General features: G+C 41.1%; 21 protein-coding genes and 5 pseudogenes. 17 read left to right on the top strand and 9 right to left on the bottom strand.

Features of this window, described 5'->3' with window-relative positions; all coding sequences use genetic code 11:
* Positions 1-40 precede the first annotated feature (40 nt).
* Together MKP07_RS08360 and MKP07_RS08365 are read right to left on the bottom strand one after the other, a co-directional pair.
* A pseudogene (locus MKP07_RS08360) lies at positions 41-1,321 on the bottom strand (RecQ family ATP-dependent DNA helicase); the annotation flags it as partial.
* Positions 1,222-1,764, bottom strand: a complete 543-nt coding sequence (locus tag MKP07_RS08365; protein ID WP_240846667.1) for a DEAD/DEAH box helicase — start codon at positions 1,762-1,764, stop codon at positions 1,222-1,224. The pseudogene MKP07_RS08360 and the gene MKP07_RS08365, both read right to left, overlap by 100 nt.
* Positions 1,765-2,161: 397 nt before the next feature.
* Between MKP07_RS08365 and MKP07_RS08370 the strand changes: the two genes are divergently transcribed.
* From MKP07_RS08370 to MKP07_RS08415, 10 genes are all read left to right on the top strand, one after another.
* Positions 2,162-2,797: a KpsF/GutQ family sugar-phosphate isomerase gene (locus MKP07_RS08370; RefSeq protein WP_240846670.1), complete on the top strand. Its 636-nt coding sequence runs from the start codon at positions 2,162-2,164 to the stop codon at positions 2,795-2,797.
* Positions 2,798-2,808: 11 nt separating this feature from the next.
* Positions 2,809-3,123: a CBS domain-containing protein gene (locus MKP07_RS08375; RefSeq protein WP_240846672.1), complete on the top strand. Its 315-nt coding sequence runs from the start codon at positions 2,809-2,811 to the stop codon at positions 3,121-3,123.
* 98 nt (positions 3,124-3,221) lie between these two features.
* Complete coding sequence (locus MKP07_RS08380; protein ID WP_240850706.1) at positions 3,222-3,839, top strand: mannose-1-phosphate guanylyltransferase; 618 nt, start codon at positions 3,222-3,224, stop codon at positions 3,837-3,839.
* A gap of 50 nt (positions 3,840-3,889) precedes the next feature.
* Positions 3,890-4,207 (top strand): hypothetical protein, encoded by a 318-nt coding sequence (locus MKP07_RS08385; RefSeq protein WP_240846675.1) that lies wholly within the window; start codon positions 3,890-3,892, stop codon positions 4,205-4,207.
* A 70-nt stretch (positions 4,208-4,277) separates the two neighbouring features.
* Positions 4,278-4,661: a 3'-5' exonuclease family protein gene (locus tag MKP07_RS08390; RefSeq protein WP_240846678.1), complete on the top strand. Its 384-nt coding sequence runs from the start codon at positions 4,278-4,280 to the stop codon at positions 4,659-4,661.
* Positions 4,562-4,981 (top strand): ribonuclease H-like domain-containing protein, encoded by a 420-nt coding sequence (locus MKP07_RS08395; protein ID WP_240846680.1) that lies wholly within the window; start codon positions 4,562-4,564, stop codon positions 4,979-4,981. Before MKP07_RS08390 ends, MKP07_RS08395 begins: the two co-directional genes overlap by 100 nt.
* 323 nt (positions 4,982-5,304) lie before the next feature.
* The gene (locus MKP07_RS08400; protein WP_240846682.1) at positions 5,305-5,859 is read left to right on the top strand and encodes an outer membrane beta-barrel protein; all 555 of its coding nucleotides are present in this window, start codon (positions 5,305-5,307) and stop codon (positions 5,857-5,859) included.
* A gap of 163 nt (positions 5,860-6,022) precedes the next feature.
* Positions 6,023-6,577 carry a DUF4269 domain-containing protein gene (locus MKP07_RS08405; RefSeq protein ID WP_240846685.1) on the top strand — a complete coding sequence of 185 codons (555 nt, stop codon included), beginning with the start codon at positions 6,023-6,025 and terminating at the stop codon, positions 6,575-6,577.
* Positions 6,567-7,130 carry a Crp/Fnr family transcriptional regulator gene (locus MKP07_RS08410; RefSeq protein WP_240846688.1) on the top strand — a complete coding sequence of 188 codons (564 nt, stop codon included), beginning with the start codon at positions 6,567-6,569 and terminating at the stop codon, positions 7,128-7,130. The genes MKP07_RS08405 and MKP07_RS08410 overlap by 11 nt, the downstream gene beginning before the upstream one ends.
* A gap of 228 nt (positions 7,131-7,358) precedes the next feature.
* Complete coding sequence (locus MKP07_RS08415; RefSeq protein ID WP_240846690.1) at positions 7,359-7,475, top strand: DMT family transporter; 117 nt, start codon at positions 7,359-7,361, stop codon at positions 7,473-7,475.
* A 23-nt stretch (positions 7,476-7,498) separates the two neighbouring features.
* Here the strand turns inward: MKP07_RS08415 and MKP07_RS08420 are convergent, their stop codons facing one another.
* From MKP07_RS08420 to MKP07_RS42275, 7 genes and pseudogenes are all read right to left on the bottom strand, one after another.
* The gene (locus tag MKP07_RS08420) at positions 7,499-7,786 is read right to left on the bottom strand and encodes a hypothetical protein (protein ID WP_240846692.1); all 288 of its coding nucleotides are present in this window, start codon (positions 7,784-7,786) and stop codon (positions 7,499-7,501) included.
* Positions 7,723-8,453 (bottom strand): annotated as a pseudogene (locus tag MKP07_RS08425) (NAD-dependent epimerase/dehydratase family protein); the annotation flags it as partial. The pseudogene MKP07_RS08425 and the gene MKP07_RS08420, both read right to left, overlap by 64 nt.
* A gap of 103 nt (positions 8,454-8,556) precedes the next feature.
* Positions 8,557-9,060 (bottom strand): annotated as a pseudogene (locus tag MKP07_RS08430) (erythromycin esterase family protein); the annotation flags it as partial.
* Between the two features lie 11 nt (positions 9,061-9,071).
* Positions 9,072-9,731: a TraB/GumN family protein gene (locus tag MKP07_RS08435; RefSeq protein WP_240846694.1), complete on the bottom strand. Its 660-nt coding sequence runs from the start codon at positions 9,729-9,731 to the stop codon at positions 9,072-9,074.
* Positions 9,732-9,956: 225 nt separating this feature from the next.
* A complete protein-coding gene (locus MKP07_RS08440; RefSeq protein WP_240846696.1) occupies positions 9,957-10,136 on the bottom strand; it encodes a helix-turn-helix domain-containing protein in 180 nt (59 codons plus the stop codon).
* Between the two features lie 36 nt (positions 10,137-10,172).
* Complete coding sequence (locus MKP07_RS08445) at positions 10,173-10,832, bottom strand: DUF2975 domain-containing protein (protein WP_240846699.1); 660 nt, start codon at positions 10,830-10,832, stop codon at positions 10,173-10,175.
* A 153-nt stretch (positions 10,833-10,985) separates the two neighbouring features.
* Positions 10,986-12,166 (bottom strand): annotated as a pseudogene (locus MKP07_RS42275) (PQQ-dependent sugar dehydrogenase).
* A gap of 272 nt (positions 12,167-12,438) precedes the next feature.
* On the opposite strand from MKP07_RS42275, the gene MKP07_RS08460 reads away from it, so the two are divergent.
* The 7 genes and pseudogenes from MKP07_RS08460 (at position 12,439) to MKP07_RS43670 (ending at position 16,134) form a co-directional block, all read left to right on the top strand.
* A complete protein-coding gene (locus MKP07_RS08460; protein WP_240850708.1) occupies positions 12,439-13,122 on the top strand; it encodes an SCO family protein in 684 nt (227 codons plus the stop codon).
* A 75-nt stretch (positions 13,123-13,197) separates the two neighbouring features.
* On the top strand, positions 13,198-13,737 hold the full coding sequence (locus MKP07_RS08465) for a DUF420 domain-containing protein (protein ID WP_240846706.1): 540 nt from the start codon (positions 13,198-13,200) through the stop codon (positions 13,735-13,737).
* Between the two features lie 118 nt (positions 13,738-13,855).
* Positions 13,856-14,251, top strand: a complete 396-nt coding sequence (locus MKP07_RS37995) for a hypothetical protein (RefSeq protein ID WP_262919207.1) — start codon at positions 13,856-13,858, stop codon at positions 14,249-14,251.
* A complete protein-coding gene (locus MKP07_RS38000) occupies positions 14,236-14,862 on the top strand; it encodes a UDP-N-acetylglucosamine 1-carboxyvinyltransferase (RefSeq protein ID WP_262919208.1) in 627 nt (208 codons plus the stop codon). Before MKP07_RS37995 ends, MKP07_RS38000 begins: the two co-directional genes overlap by 16 nt.
* Positions 14,863-14,873: 11 nt before the next feature.
* On the top strand, positions 14,874-15,164 hold the full coding sequence (locus tag MKP07_RS08475) for a hypothetical protein (RefSeq protein WP_240846709.1): 291 nt from the start codon (positions 14,874-14,876) through the stop codon (positions 15,162-15,164).
* A gap of 86 nt (positions 15,165-15,250) precedes the next feature.
* The gene (locus tag MKP07_RS08480) at positions 15,251-15,763 is read left to right on the top strand and encodes a bestrophin family protein (RefSeq protein ID WP_240846712.1); all 513 of its coding nucleotides are present in this window, start codon (positions 15,251-15,253) and stop codon (positions 15,761-15,763) included.
* Positions 15,764-15,889: 126 nt separating this feature from the next.
* Positions 15,890-16,134: pseudogene (locus MKP07_RS43670) on the top strand (hypothetical protein).
* Positions 16,135-16,317: the final 183 nt, after the last annotated feature.

Here is a 16,317-nt window from a genome sequence, read left to right on the forward strand (position 1 = left end):
TGCCGTAGCGCCTGGCTTTGGGACCGCTTACGCCCTGGCATTTCTCCAGCTCCTGTAGTGTGGTAGGGAACATGGTTGCCATATCCTGCAACGATGTTTCCAGGAAAATTACCCAGGGAACCAGGTTTACTTTCTTGGCCTGCTTCTGGCGAAGTTCTTTCAGCATTTCAAAGAGTTTGTCATCTGCTGCAGCACCTTCCCCGTTTCCTTCTCCAGCCTCTTCATCATCACCCACAGCGTCTTCAAACTTATTATTAAGAACGATAGTAAAGTTTTTGGGTTTTTTCGTAAAGTCATTGCCCTTGTCAGTAAGCTTTAATACGCCGTACTCTTCTATGTCTTTCCTGATCAGCCCTTCCAGGATCATCTGCCGTACAAGAGAATTCCAGAAATGAGCGTCACGACCCTTACCAGCTCCAAAACAGGTTAACCCTTCGTGCCGGAACATTTTTACCTGCGGGGTAAGTTTACCACTAACGATATTAACCACGTAATCTGTGGCAAATTTCTCATCCAGCTCCTTCAGTGCTTTAAGTGCTACTACAACTTCGGCTTTGGCTTCAATCTTCTCTTTCGGATGTTTACAGTTATCGCAATTACCGCAGTTTTCTTCCAGGTAATGTTCGCCGAAATAACTCAGGATCACTTTTCTCCGGCACACGCCGCTTTCAGCGTACGCAACCGTTTCATTGATCAGCTGGGCCCCCACTTCGCGCTCACTCAAAGGCTTATCGCGCATTAAGTGCTCCAGCTTGCTAACATCTTTATGAGAATAATACAACACACACTTGCCTTCCAGGCCATCTCGTCCGGCCCGGCCTGTTTCCTGGTAATAATTCTCAATCGATTTGGGAATATTGTAATGAATAACAAACCGGATATCTGGTTTATCAATACCCATTCCAAAGGCAATGGTGGCTACAATAACCTGTACATCTTCGCTTAAAAAGTCATCCTGTCTTTTAGAACGCAATTTTGCATCAAGACCAGCATGATAAGCAACTGCAGTAATGCCATTGGCTTCGAGTATACTGGCAAGTTCTTCGGTAGTTTTACGGTTAAGAGTATAAATGATCCCGCTTTTATTCTTCATCCCCTTAATAAAACGAACAATGCTTTCGTCCGTTTGGTTCTTTTTTATCTTGGGAAGAATTTCGTAATAAAGATTTTCCCTGTTGAAGGAAGAAATGAAAATGTTAGGATTACGCAGATCAAGGTTTTTTACAATGTCGCTCTGTACCTTAGAGTGGCCGTAGCCGTTAAGGCGATAACCGGCACTTCTGCATTGATCTGGTCCATCATTTCCCTTAATCTTCTGTATTCGGGGCGAAAGTCATGGCCCCATTCACTGATACAATGCGCTTCATCTACCGCGAAAAAGGAAATATCCAGGTCGCTGAAAAAGGCAAGGTTTTCCTGTTTGGTTAAGGTTTCCGGCGCCACATAGAGCAATTTTGTTTTGCCCGAAAGCAGATCGTCATGAACCTCTTTTATTTCCTTCTTATTTAAAGTAGAATTGAGAAAGTGAGCTACTTCGTCATTGCTATTATAACCCCTCACCAGATCCACCTGGTTTTTCATCAAAGCGATAAGCGGTGAAACAATGATGGCTACTCCTTTTAATATTACTGCCGGCAACTGGTAGCATAAACTTTTTCCTCCACCGGTTGGCATTATTACAAATGTATCATTTCCTGCAAGTAAAGACTCTATAATGGCCTCCTGCTTACCTTTAAACTGTTTGAATCCAAAGTTCTTCTGCAATTCTTTTTGCAGATCTATTTTAGCCTTCGGCTTTTGCTCAGGTTCTTTTTTGGCTTTTTTGGAGCCGCTTTTGCTGATTTAACTCCCATTATATCAAATCCATAATATTTAAAAAATCAAGTGTAAAAAGATACACCAGTTCACCCTAATAAAAAAATATTCTTTAGAAAGGGGGTGCTAAGTTAGTCTAACTAATGAAACGATTAAAAGCAAAAAAGGTTAAAGTTTCTTTTGGCTGTTGACGCGTGTAGAATATTTCAGGCAAAATAATCTTTCCGATGTGTTTATTCATTGAAAGTCAGCTAGTCCCGTTTTCTTTTACATCATTCAAATTGATTAAAGAAAGCTTTTTCTTTTTAAATGTATAAACCGATATTTTTGCCTTTTGCTGTAAATCATGCCACAATCACCTAAAAATATAGCCCTCCGTGTAATAGCAATGGAAGCTTCGGCTATCAGCGACCTGGGGTTGTTGATTGACGATCATTTCGACAAAGCCATTGAGTTATTACAAAACTGCAGGGGGCGCGTTGTTTTGAGCGGAATTGGTAAAAGCTCTCTGATTGCACAGAAAATAGTAGCAACATTTAACTCTACCGGAACGCCATCTATTTTTATGCATGCCGCAGATGCCCTACATGGTGATTTGGGAATTGTGCAGGATGAAGATGTAGTTATTATTTTAAGCAAAAGTGGCAATAGCCCTGAAATAAAGGCACTGATACCACTTATTAAGAATTTTGGTAACAAGCTGATCGCAATTTCAGGAAACAATCAATCTTTACTGGCTCTGCAGGCAGATGTTTTTTTAGACACAACTGTACAACAGGAGGCTTGCCCTAATAACCTGGCGCCCACCACCAGCACCACAGCACAGCTGGTAATGGGTGATGCTTTGGCTGTTTGCTTAATGGAATTGAGAGGTTTCAAAGATGGAGACTTCGCAAAATTTCATCCGGGGGCACTTTGGGGAAGAAACTATACCTGCGCGTGGCCGATGTTTGCGCCCATAATGAAAAGCCCTCAGTATTAGCAGACCAAACATTGAAAGAGGTTATTGTGGAAATAACCAAAAAGCGGCTGGGCGTTACAGCAGTAGTAGACGAGCAACAAAATTTGATCGGTATTATTACCGATGGCGACCTGAGAAGGATGTTGGAAAAAAATGCAGATATTGAAAATATTGCAGCAAAAGATATTATGACGCGCGCGCCCAAAAGTATTATTGCAGAAGAGCTGGCAGTTACAGCATTAGACATGATGCGCAGAAACTCCATTACCCAATTAGTGGTTACCAATGGAACAAAATACTCGGGTATTATACACATTCACGATTTATTAAAAGAAGGGTTAATTTAATTTATGAATAAGAACCATTATGTGGCAATTATGGCGGGTGGCATTGGAAGCGGTTTTGGCCAAAGAGCAGAACGAGTTTTCCAAAGCAGTTTTTAGATATATTAGGTACAGGTAAAACCCTCATACAGGCTACATTTGCACGCTATAGTAAAATTGTTCCTGTAGAGAATATCTTTATAGTAACTTCTGAAGATTACGCCAATATTGTTCACGATCAACTGCCTGAACTACCACAGCAAAATATTGTGGCAGAGCCGTTCAGAAAAAATACGGCGCCCTGCATTGCGTATATCGCATTTAAAATTCATGAGCTAAATCCGGATGCGGTGATGATTGCAGCGCCCGCAGATAATCATATACTGGACGAAGAAAATTTCGGCGGTGTAATGCATAAAGCCCTGGATTTTGTATCGCATGTAAATGCATTAACCACCGTAGGCATTATGCCCACGCACCCCAATACGGGTTATGGTTATATTCAGCACGAGGGCCCCGAAGCGGCACCTGGAATTTACAAGGTAAAAACCTTTACCGAAAAGCCTAACCTGGAGCTGGCAAAGACCTTTATAGAGAGCGGTGATTTTTTATGGAACAGCGGTATTTTTACCTGGAAGTGTAAAACCATCATAAGCGCGTTTGAGCAGCATCTGCCCGAAATATTTGAGCTATTCGATGGAGAAAAAGATAAATTCAATACGCCGGAGGAAAAAAGATAATAGAATCTATTTACTCTCAGTGTCCGAGTATTTCTATCGATTTCGGAATCATGGAAAAAGCGAACAACGTTTACATTATTCCGGCTTCTTTTTCATGGAGTGATCTGGGTACCTGGAACAGTGCCCATGCAAATATGGAAAAAGATTATTTTGATAATGCTGTTGTGGGTAGTAATGTAATGGTTTTTGATACCCACCATTCTATGATCCATACTTCTAACAAAAAACTGATATTGGTACAGGGGCTCGAAGACTATATAGTGGTAGATACAGATGACGTACTGATGATCTGTAAAAAGGAAAAGGAACAGGAAATAAAAGACTATGTTTCTGAGATCAAAAGAACCAAAGGTGATAAGTATTTATAAAATTACCGCATATTCGGCGTAATTTTAAGTAACTATGTTAAGCAGCTACCCGGTACAAAACATTCTGTTTTTGGATATTGAAACGGTGCCACAGCACCCAACCTACAACCAATTGGCTGAAGATTGGAAGGGGCTTTGGGACAACAAGGCCGGCATGTTATTAAGGAACAGGGAAGAAGAAACTCCTGAAACCATTTATGAGCGGGCAGGAATTTATGCCGAATTCGGCAAGATTATCTGCATCAGCTGTGGCGTTATACAGGGACCGGAAAATAACAGGAAACTGGTAATTAAGTCCTTTGCAGGTACAGATGAAAAAGAGTTGCTCAGGAATTTTAGCGAAATGCTGGCTAAATGGAGTCCCCCGCCGGTAGAAGCAACAGCGAACCCAAATACCTTTGCGCCCATAACGGGAAAGAGTTTGACTTTCCCTATATATGCAGGAGGCTTATAATCAACTACTTACCAATCCCGTTGCTGTTAAACATTGCCGGAAAGAAGCCTTGGGAAGTGAACCACCTGGATACGATGGAGTTGTGGAAGTTTGGAGATTACAAAAGCTACACTACGCTTAACCTGTTGGCTCATAGCCTGGGGATACCCACTCCTAAAGATGATATTGACGGCAGTATGGTAGCTAAAGTGTACTATGAGGAGAAAAACCTCGATCGTATTGTTACCTATTGCCAAAAAGATGTGATAACGCTGGCGCATATATTTCTTCGCTTTATGGGAGAAAGCCTCTTGCCGGCAGAATCGGTCGAAATAAAATAACAATCTGGCTACGCCAGGCCAGTAGCTTTCTTGATAAAATATACTCGTTCTGCCAGACACAAAAACACAGATATACTCCCATATTTAAAAATGTTATGGCCTGCAAGCCTGCATTAACCTATTTTTAACCGAAATAAAAATATATTTGCGCCAATCTAAAATAGTTATGAAGAAAATTTTATTTGCTGCATGCGCTTTATTTTTGCAGGAAGTGTATTTGCCCAGTTTGATACTACAAGTACACCCGAATTGGTGGTGAGCGAGCCAGCTAAAAAACCAAAGAAAAATACAATCTTACCAACCGCGCTAACGACCATTTTTTAGTGCAGTTGGGTTATACTAACTGGATGGATGCGCCTGATAGTATTGCAACGAAAGGTTTGTCAAGGAGCATCAATGCTTATTTTATGTTCGACTTTCCTTTTAAAAGCTCTCCCAAATTAAGTGCTGCCATTGGTGCGGGTGTGGGTACAGACCATGTTTTCCTGGATGGGAGCTTTGCCGATGTAAAAGGAAGAACCACTACCATGCGCTTTTATGGTGGTGATACTGCGAATGTGGATGTGAAAAAGACAAAAGTAGTTACCAGCTACCTTGAAGCGCCAATTGAACTCCGCTATACTTCAAACCCGGAGCAGAGCGACAAAAGTTTCAAAGTGGCAATTGGTGTAAAAGTAGGAACCATGTTGAAAGGCGGAACAAGAAGCCGTATCACAGAACCCGCTTCAAGCCCTAATTACCTGCTAAAAGAGTCGAGCAAAACATATTTCAATACTACCCGTATCGTAGGTACTGCCCGTATCGGCCTGGGACACTTTACATTGTTCGGAACCTACCAGTTTACCAGCTTACTGAAAGCGGCGCTGGTCCTCAGCTAAAGCCGTATACAATAGGTCTTAGCTTTGGAGGGTTGTAAAAAGAAAAAACTACATTTTTTAGAAAAGCGGCAGAAATGCCGCTTTTGTTTTGAAAAGAAGTCTGCTTAAAACAGAAAAAATTAGTATTACATTCGACATGTTATAATAGAGACCAACACAACACATGCAGTTTCACGATATCAGCTATTTAAAGAACGGAACGCGCCGGCAGCAGGAGGTGTACACCGTTTTACACCAAAATAAGATTTTGGAAACGCTGCAGGCATTCAACCCGGTTTTGGTAGGAACGATACCTATTAATGTAGATATTGAGAACAGTGACCTGGATATTATTTGCTGCTTCGAAGACAAAAACCTTTTCAGAGATACAATACTGAACCTGTTTAAAACGAGTCAAGATTTTTCTATTAGGGAACGCGAAGGCGAGGAGGAGACCATTATCGCCGGCTTTTACGCTGATGGCTTTATGGTTGAGCTATTTGGCCAGCATATCCCCTGCTGGCAACAATCGGGCTACCGGCACCTGTTGATAGAGCATCGGTTGCTGAACAAATATGGAAATACATTCCGGGAAAAAGTAATTGCTTTGAAAAACCAGGGTTATAAAACAGAGCCTGCGTTTGCGAAGTTGCTGGGGCTGCAGGGCGATCCATACCAGGCACTGCTTCAACTGGAAGTTGATGCGGAAGAGCAGTTAAATAACACCAATGCATATTGATTTAATACTGGATGCCATTTATTCGCTTCCCCCCGAATCCAGGGGCAGGCTTACTCAAGATATAAAAGAGGTCTCTTATCCAAAAGGGTATATCCTGCTCCGGGCGCAAAAAATAGAAAACTCCATCTACTTTATCAAAAAGGGAATAGTAAGAGCCTATGAAAGCAGTACCGAAAACGAAGTTACTTTCTGGTTTGGGCAGGAGGGCGATCCTGTAATTTCTATGAAAAGCTATATAAAAAGCCAGAAAGGATATGAAGATATTGAGCTGCTGGAAAATACCGAACTCTACCAGATCTCAACCCAAAAACTACAAGCGCTTTTTAATGAAGATCTGCATATTGCCAATTGGGGAAGAAAGCTGGCAGAGCAGGAACTGATCAAAACAGAAGAGCGGTTGATTGCCATGCAGTTTAAAACGGCAACGCAGCGATATAAAGACCTGCTGGAGCAACAACCCGGATTATTCAACAGGGTTTCCTTAGGTCATATTGCATCTTACCTTGGCATCACACAGGTGAGTTTGAGCCGAATCAGGGCCGAAATACGATAGCTCGTTTTTATCATTTGTAAAAAAATCGTCGGGCTAATAACAGACCTTTGCAGTAAATTAAAAATATGAACTGGATTATTTTAATCATCGCCGGATTATTTGAAGTAGCATTTGCCTCCTGCCTGGGCAAGGCCAAAGAAACATCTGGTACGGAAATGTATGCCTGGTATGGAGGGTTTTTGGTAACGCTTACTATAAGCATGTTGTTATTGATAAGCAACGCAAACATTGCCTATTGGTACAGCCTACGCCGTTTGGACCGGTATAGGAGCCGTTGGTACGGCACTAATGGGAATGTTCTTTTTTAAAGACCCGGCCAGCTTCTGGCGCATCTTTTTATCATAACCCTGATAGGTTCTATTATAGGATTAAAATCTGTATCCCATTAAACTAAGCGTCGGACAAGTTTGCAGCATATTTGCTGCAGGCCTTTGAATGGTTTCTTCTAAAGGGGTGTAGGCAAAACCTGGCAAAGCCTTGAGTAGTTTAGCATTATCAAACCGTGTAAAGCTGTTGGCTACTTTAGCGCTTTCCCTGGTAAGCAATGGCTTTTGACCGCTGAAGAATGATTTAAGCTTTTCTAATCTCCAGGCTACACCCGACAGAAAGGGTGTAGCTTCTTTGTAAGGTCGTTTCTTTCCAAAATTGTCGGCCATGGTGTCGAACAATTTACGGAAGGCCAGTTGTCATTGCAAACAATATAGCGTTCTTCCGTAATGGGGCTTTTTAGCAACATTACTGCGGCCCTGGCTACATCTTCCACATCCGTAAAACCATTAACGCCGTTAGTATACCATTTAAACTGGTTGTAAGCACTTTTAAAAATACCGCTGCTGCTTTGGTTCCAGTTGCCATAGCCCAAAACGGTGGCCGGGTTTAATACAACACCCTCCAGTCCTTCGGCAAAGCCTCTCCATACTTCCAGCTCGGCCTTAAACTTACTGATTGCATAATGGGTGTTAGCATTGGAGTCTTCCCATTGGGCCTTTTCATTCACCGTTCCACCCGTTAGCTTTCGGCCTATAGCCGCAACCGAGCTTATGTAAATGAGCTTGCGAACACCAGTTTCCAGTGCCGTGTTCACTACATTTTTTGTACCCTCTATATTCACATGGTACATATTGCTTCTTTCTTTTTGCTAAAAGAAACAATGGCCGCGCTATGTATCACTGCATCTATACCCTGCATGGCATCTTCCAGGGCAATAACATCTAAAATATCCCCCTCCACCCAGTCTACTTTATCAAAAATGGCTGGCTCAATAAACTCAGGCAAACGAGCAGTTGAACGTTTAATAGCTCTTACAGAAAAGCCTTGTTGTACCAGTTCTTTAATAATATAGGCGCCTACAAAACCAGTACCACCGGTAACAAGAATATTTGAGATTTGAGGTCTGATGTTAAATATTTGGCGCAAAAGTAAAATATTATCTGCTCTTACTGCTATTTGATATTAAAGTAGCCGGTTCCATGGTCTTATTGAATATAATGGCATCGAATACTTGGGGCCAGCTTAACTTTTTCAAATAAGTATATCCAAAGGGACGCATTTCCATTGTTTCATTCAACCATTGTCCATTTTTTGTTTTACTCAGGGTCTTTAGGTCAAGGAAAAAATCATCATACCCCGTTTTTTCAAAATAATTTTCCAGTGAAGTGTTTGAGGCTTCTTCAATATTACCAGAATAGCGCTTGTTTACCCATTCATATCTACCTTTAAACGCCGTAAATCCAATTGAATAGATATCGTTTAAACCATTTTTTTCAATAAAATCTCCCATGGTAGCCTCGCCGGGTGAAAGAAGTGCCTGTCTGGAAATATGAGAACTTGCAGCCCAAACTATTATTTTTTTACCAGGGTACATTGTTTTTTGCAGCCAGATTAAATTTTCTGCCATCAGGGAGTCTCTGACTAATCCATAGTTTACATTAGGGAGATTATTTACACCGGCATTTTTAAGTGCGCAGGAAGAAAGGCGATAATATTCTTTAAATGTTGACTGAAACGCTTTGCCTGAACCTCCTTTATCGTGTCTAGCCGGGGAATTAGTTCGCTTGTAAAGGATAAGAATACCTGCTGTTTCTTGAATAGTGTGTCGAGTAACGCTATTTTTTCATCTCCCTTTTTGTTTCGTAGCGTTTGACCCAGAAATAGTAAGCCGTAGTAATATTTTACAAACTCCTGTTTTGTTTCAACTTTACCAAACTCCAATTTTTTTGAAGAAATATAATTGAAAAACGGGAGTATAAAATCATGGCTCAGGAAGGAGCCCTCAAGTTGACAGTCTATACCAGTAACAATAAGGGGGCGTTCTGATTTGATGGCGTCGTTTATATAATGAAAAAGGGGTTGTACCTGTTCCGCCTTACCCCACAACCCGTACGTGCATAGCTGTAGCTTTTCTAAAGGAGTAGGGTCGGTTTGCGCAATTTGATAAGCTGCTTCGGCGTTAAAAAAACTGCTTTCCCACGCTAATACGTCAAAGCCCATTTCTCTATGTAAGAATTTTACCAGTTCAACCTTGCTTTTAAAGGCTGTACCATCGCCATGTGTTTCCTCACCCAACATTACAATTTGAGCATCACCAATATATTTTTTCAATTGGCTAAAATCGTTTTTTACAGATAAAGAGGGGTCTGGCGAAAATGGAACTACATGTTTCTTGAGCCACAAAACATTCTGCTGAGCTGTGCAAAAATAAAAGCAGAACATTAACGCGGTAATAAAGATTGATTTCATAGTTTTATTTTTTAAAAATGTTGGGATAATAGCATGCCCTATGATGAGTTTCATCAAAAAAGCAACAATATATGATCAGGTTATTATTTAATCAGGTTCAATATCTATGATATCTCCGGGTTTACAATCCAATACTTTGCAGATAGCTTGCAGGGTATCAAAGCGCACACCCTTTGCTTTACCGGTTTTTAAAATGGAAAGGTTGACAATAGTAAGGCCTACTTTCTCTGACAGTTCAGTAAGGCTCATTTTTCTTTTGGCAAGCATTACATCTAAATTTATGACAATGGGCATTGATTTTTTTTAGATGAAGGATTCGTTTTCTTTCTGAACGTCGGCTCCAACTTTAAAAACCAGGGAGAAGACTATCATCATTAGTCCAAATATTGTTTCTGAGGATAAGAAGTTAAAGTAAGAATCAAGATGATATGTAGAATCATTCATTCGTAACGTATTGATGGTTTTAATAAAATATTCTCTTTGCAAACTGTTTATGATGGGAATTAACAGGAAAAAAATACCAATTAACATTAACCTTCTTGTATTCCCGGTCGTAAATATCTCATTTCGACATAAGGCACCGAAAAACATTTTTAATTGCCAGGCAGACAACATAATAATAAAATAGTACAGATAGTACAGTAATTGAAATAAAATGGCAACGGGGTGAAAAAGCTCCTTATTAGATCTAAATCTTAAATTGACCAGAGCTCTATTATGTGGCTGAACTACTGTTGTACTATTGAACCAGTTAAAGAGCCGTTTATTAGCATCAACAGTATCGGTATTTGTTTTGAGCGGCTTAGTCTGTATATGATTTACCTGATACCCTCGTTTACTATGGCTTAAAGACGGAGCGCCGTTGGTAAAAATTTTAATAAGCAAAAGCAAAAGGGTGAATAGAAATACAGCACCCGTTATTCTATCCAACAATTTAATAATTTTTGAATTTGCTATATTCATTTGTTAGGATTTAAAATAAAAATAATTTTAAAACAAAACAAATAATATTTATTGTTTTATTTTAAAAAATTAAACCATGACGACAAATTGAAAAAAATAAAAACCCCAAGGTGTTAGCACCCCAGGGTTTAAAATATCATAAGTAAGTAAAAATTATTTCTTCCCGATTCTGTACAACTTTCCATGTGCACCATCACAAACCGCGTAGAGCGCTCCATCCTTTCCCTGCTGCACATCCCTGAAGCGGTCCTGGCGGTCGGTTAATAATCGCTCTTCACCCACCACTTTATTATCTTTTATTTCAAGCCTCACAATATGTGACCCGCTCAAACAGCCGATGAAAAGGTTATTCTTCCACTCTGGAATAAGATCACCCGAATAAAAAGTCATACCACTGGGAGATACTACCGGATCCCAGTAATAAACCGGTTGTTCCAGGCCCTCTTTCTGAGTAAGGCCCTCTCCAATTTTACCGCCACTATATTCTAAACCATAACTGATGGTGGGCCAACCATAATTTTTGCCTGCTTCAATACGGTTTACCTCGTCACCACCACGGGGTCCAAATTCGTTTTCCCACAAATCTCCGGTTTGAGGATGAATAGCGAGGCCTTGTACGTTTCTATGGCCGTAAGTATAATTTTCCGGCATCGCGCCAGCTGTATTGATAAACGGATTTCCATTGGCTGGCTTACCGTCTTTGGTAATCCGTACAATTTTGCCCAAACCGGTAGCAAGGTCCTGCGATTTTGGCCTGGTTTGAAGGTCGGAGCGCTCTCCGGTGCTCACAAAAAGGTGTCCACTTTTGTCAAAAAGAATACGGCCTCCATAGTGAAGCGTACCTGCAAAAGCAGGGGTAGCTCGATAAATCACCACAGGATTATCAATCTTTTTTCGTCATCTGCCAGTCGGCCTTTGGCCACAGCAGTTAGATTTCCGCCTTCAGCTTTTTCTGAAAATACCCAATAAACCATACGATTACTGCCAAAATCCGGATCCAGGGTTATACCTAATAAACCACCCTGACCTTCCGAACTTACGGCGGGCAAACCTAAAATAGGTGTGGACAATTCGCCGCCGGTAGTTGCGATACGCAGGGTTCCGCCCTTTTCCGTTATTAATAACCGGCCATCCGGTAAAACCGCAATTCCCCAGGGGTTTACCAGCCCTTCCGAAATTACTTTGATATCCAGCTCTGTAGATGTTTTCATTCCTGCAACCCGGGTTTGTCCCTCAAATGCAGGTTGGAAAGTACTATTAGCTTCTTTGGTTTCAACCGGAGCTAAATTACGGTGTGGAGTCTTTTTCAGCCGTTGCGTCGGGCTTAGGCTCATGGCTGTTACCGCTACAGCTGATCAGAACCGCAGAGCTAACTACCGCGAAAATTTTGGGGATCATTGACGTCATTTTTATTTTAAAAATAGGTTTAAAGGTGTATTATTAATGCAACTGCAACAAATAAAAAGCAGAAATCCTGCCGGGCTATCGCTTAATTTCACGAATTTCGCGAAAATTTTTACCGGGCCTTTTACCGGCATACCGCATAAAGATCCGTTCACTAAATACATCATTTACCTTGAGTAAAAAAGGTTTATATGCTGTTTTGATGGCATTATTACTGCCCCTGGCTTGTTATTTAATTATCCGCCACTACAGCAATGAAGCAACATCGATGCCGCGGCATTATATGCCCGACAGTGTGAGTACGCGCCTGGAAAACGGCAAACAGGTTACGGATACCCAATGGCATAAAGTACCAGATTTTGCGTTGATCAACCAATTGGGCGATTCTGTTCGTTTAAGCGATTACGAAGGAAAGATCATTATTGCAGATTTCTTCTTTACGCATTGTCCGACTATTTGTCCGGCTTTAACTACCAATATGCGTACGCTCGAAAAAGCGATTACCAATGCGCAAAGAGTAGGTGATAAAACCAATACCAATATACACTATATGTCGTTTTCGGTTGATCCCGAGAGAGATTCCGTTGCCCAGCTGAAAAAATGGGCGGATCGCTTCCAGATCAATCCCGAACAATGGGACCTGCTTACGGGAGAGAAGAAAACGATCTATGATCTGGCGATTAACGATTTAAAGTTAGGCCTGGTAGACGGAAAGGGAATTGATACCTCGTTTATACATACCGATCACTTTGTGTTGATAGACGGCAAGCGCAATATCCGGGGCTACTACCATGGGCTCGATTCTGCCGATCTGAAAAAGCTTTCCCGCGATGCAGTGTTGCTGACGCTTGAAAAAGACAGGAGCAAAAAGGGGGATTGCCCGTGAAATTGCTGGCGATTGTTTTCTTAATTGCTGCAGTTGCTGTGGGTTTATTTATGATTTTATTTAAAAAGAAAAAGAATGCTGAAGGCTAGTTGGAAGAAAAATGATAAAAAGGCGAATTGGCTGATCTTATCCTTTTCGGTAGTGGTTTTTTTAATTATCGCTGCTTTAGGACGTGTGCACCTGAAGGTGGACCTGGGTTTTGATGTGCATGTTTTTGCGTTGGCCAACGCAGTGATCAACTCTATAGTAGCTGTGTTACTAATTGCCGCATTGGTGGTAGTTAAAAAAGGGAACTACGAGCTTCATAAAAAAATCATGCTTTTTGCCATGGTTTTATCCATTCTCTTCCTGGTAAGTTATATCTGTCATCACCTGTTTGCAGGGGACACAAAATTCGGAGGCTCAGGAGGATTAAAAACCTTTTATTATATCATCCTTTTTACACATATCCCTTTGGCAGGTATTATTCTTCCTTTTATTTTATTCACCGCTTACAGGGGTTTGGTGGGAGAATATCCACGTCATAAAAAAATTGCCAGGATCACCTGGCCGCTCTGGTTATATGTTGCTGTTACGGGTCCGATCATATATATACTCATCAGTCCGTATTATTAAAAAATATTTACAACAGGTTTAAAATGGCCATCCCCGCAGGACGGCCATTTTTGTGTAAACACATCAGCGGGGGAAATAAGTTTCCTCCTATCTTCGTTTTAATATAAATAAGAAATCAATGAACGTATTTGAAGTACGCGGAGGCAAGAAGCTACAGGGGGAAATAACACCACAGGGCGCCAAAAATGAGGCCTTGCAAATAATAAGTGCGGTGCTGTTAACACCCGAAGAAATTACTATTAATAATATACCTGATATATTGGATGTAAACCTGCTCATAGAATTACTTTCAGAAATGAACGTAAAAGTGAACAGAACCAGCCGCAGTACCTGCATTTTTAGGGCAGATGATGTGAACATAGATTATTTGCACAGCCCTGAGTTTAAAAAGAAAAGCGGCCGCCTTCGCGGAAGCGTGATGTTGGCTGGCGCGATGCTGGCGCGCTATAAAAAGGCCTTTATTCCTAAACCGGGGGAGACAAGATCGGGAGGAGAAGGTTGGATACCCATGTGATCGGGTTTCAGAAATTAGGCACGCAGCTCGATTATAACCAGGAAGATGGCTTCTTTCATCTTACAGCTGACGAGCTCAAAGGTACTTATATGTTGTTGGATGAGCCTTCTGTAACAGGAACAGCCAATATTGTTATGGCTGCAACCATGGCAAAGGGAACTACTACCATTTATAATGCAGCATGCGAACCCTATTTACAACAATTATGTAAAATGCTTAACCGCATGGGTGCTAAGATTAGCGGAATTGGCAGCAACCTGTTGGTGATAGAGGGCGTGGATTATCTCGGTGGTACCACACATGCGATGTTGCCCGATATGATTGAAGTAGGCTCTTTTATTGGCTTAGCTGCTATGACAAAAGGAGAGATCACCATTAAAAATGCAGGGATTAACGATCTGGGAATTATCCCTGAAAAGTTCAGACAACTGGGTATTGCCATGGATTTTAAAGGCGACGATATACATATACCATCGCAGGATAATTATACCATACAAAAATACCTGGATGGGGGCGTTCTGACTGTTTATGATAATCCCTGGCCTGGCTTTACCCCCGATCTGTTGAGTATTGTGCTGGTAACGGCCATACAGGCAACGGGAGTGTTTTAATACACCAGAAAATGTTTGAAAGCCGTTTGTTTTTTGTAGATAAGCTGATCGAGATGGGCGCACAGATCATCCTTTGCGATCCGCACCGAGCCGTAGTTATTGGTTTGGAGAGAGAACACCAATTAAGGGGTATAACGATGAGTAGTCCGGATATACGTGCTGGTGTGGCTTTGTTGATCGCAGCGTTGAGCGCAGAAGGAAAAAGCACGATTCAGAATATAGAGCAAATAGATAGAGGGTACCAGAATATTGATGCGAGATTACAGGCTCTTGGAGCAGACATTAAACGGGTAGCGGGCTAATCCGGTTAACAAGTTGATAAGTTTAAAAGTTGATAGGGTTTTTATACTCGTCAACAAATTAACAAGTCAACATATCAACTTAACGAATGAAATACTACAATACAAAAGACTGGATCGGCATTCTTTTTAAAGTAACAAAGGCAGATGTACTAAGAAAGCTCTGGTGGATTTTGTTGATCATTGCAGCGTATTCTGGCTTTATTGCCTACCTGGAGCTGGGATATTGGAAACTCTCCGATAAAAGTGTGATCAAAAACCTGCCCATACTTCATTCTTTGTTAGGCTTTGCAATTTCGTTGGTATTGGTATTCAGAACCAATACCGCCTACGACCGGTGGTGGGAGGGACGTAAGCTTTGGGGTGCATTAATGAATAATTCCCGCAACCTCGCCCTAAAGCTATCGGTAGTATTAAGAGAAGATCAAAAGGAAGAGCGCGAGTTTTTTAGAAAGATCATACCGGGTTATGCGCAGGCCCTGCATCAGCATTTATTGAAAGAGCGTACCAGGGTGATGTTGTTTGATGAAAATGAACAAACAAAAAAATTATCTCGGCAATTGATACGGATAAGCACGTACCCAACCAGGTGGCCGGTTTAATTTATGAACATGTAAAAAAACTGTATAGAGATGGAACCATAAGCGGAGAAGTATTGCTTTTTTTAAATAACGAGCTGCAATCTTTTAGATGTATGTGGCGCCTGCGAGCGTATTAAGAATACACCCATCCCATCATCCTACGGTATTTTTATTAAAAGATTTGTGCTTATTTACCTGCTTACTTTACCCTGGGGCTATGTATTTCAGCTAGGTTATTGGGTAGTGCGGTTGTTGTTTTTATCGCTTATGTGCTTGCCAGTCTTGAGTTAATTGCAGAAGAAATAGAAGACCCCTTTGGTGGTGATGAAAATGATCTGCCCACACATAAAATGGCCGATAATATCAGGATAAGTGTAGAGGAGATATTGTAGCAAATAGCTGCAATGCAAAAGGCCATGGATTTAATCCATGGCCTTTTGCATTGATATCAATATCAAGCTGTATACATAGTCTTATCCTTTGCTTAACCGTCTCTCACAAACTTAATCCTTCAAATTTTTTACTCCCGGCACAAATACCGTAATTTGTGTATGGCTTCCCACAACAAAAAAATT

Source organism: Paraniabella hibiscisoli (assembly GCF_022512515.1).
Lineage (GTDB): Bacteria > Bacteroidota > Bacteroidia > Chitinophagales > Chitinophagaceae > Niabella > Niabella hibiscisoli.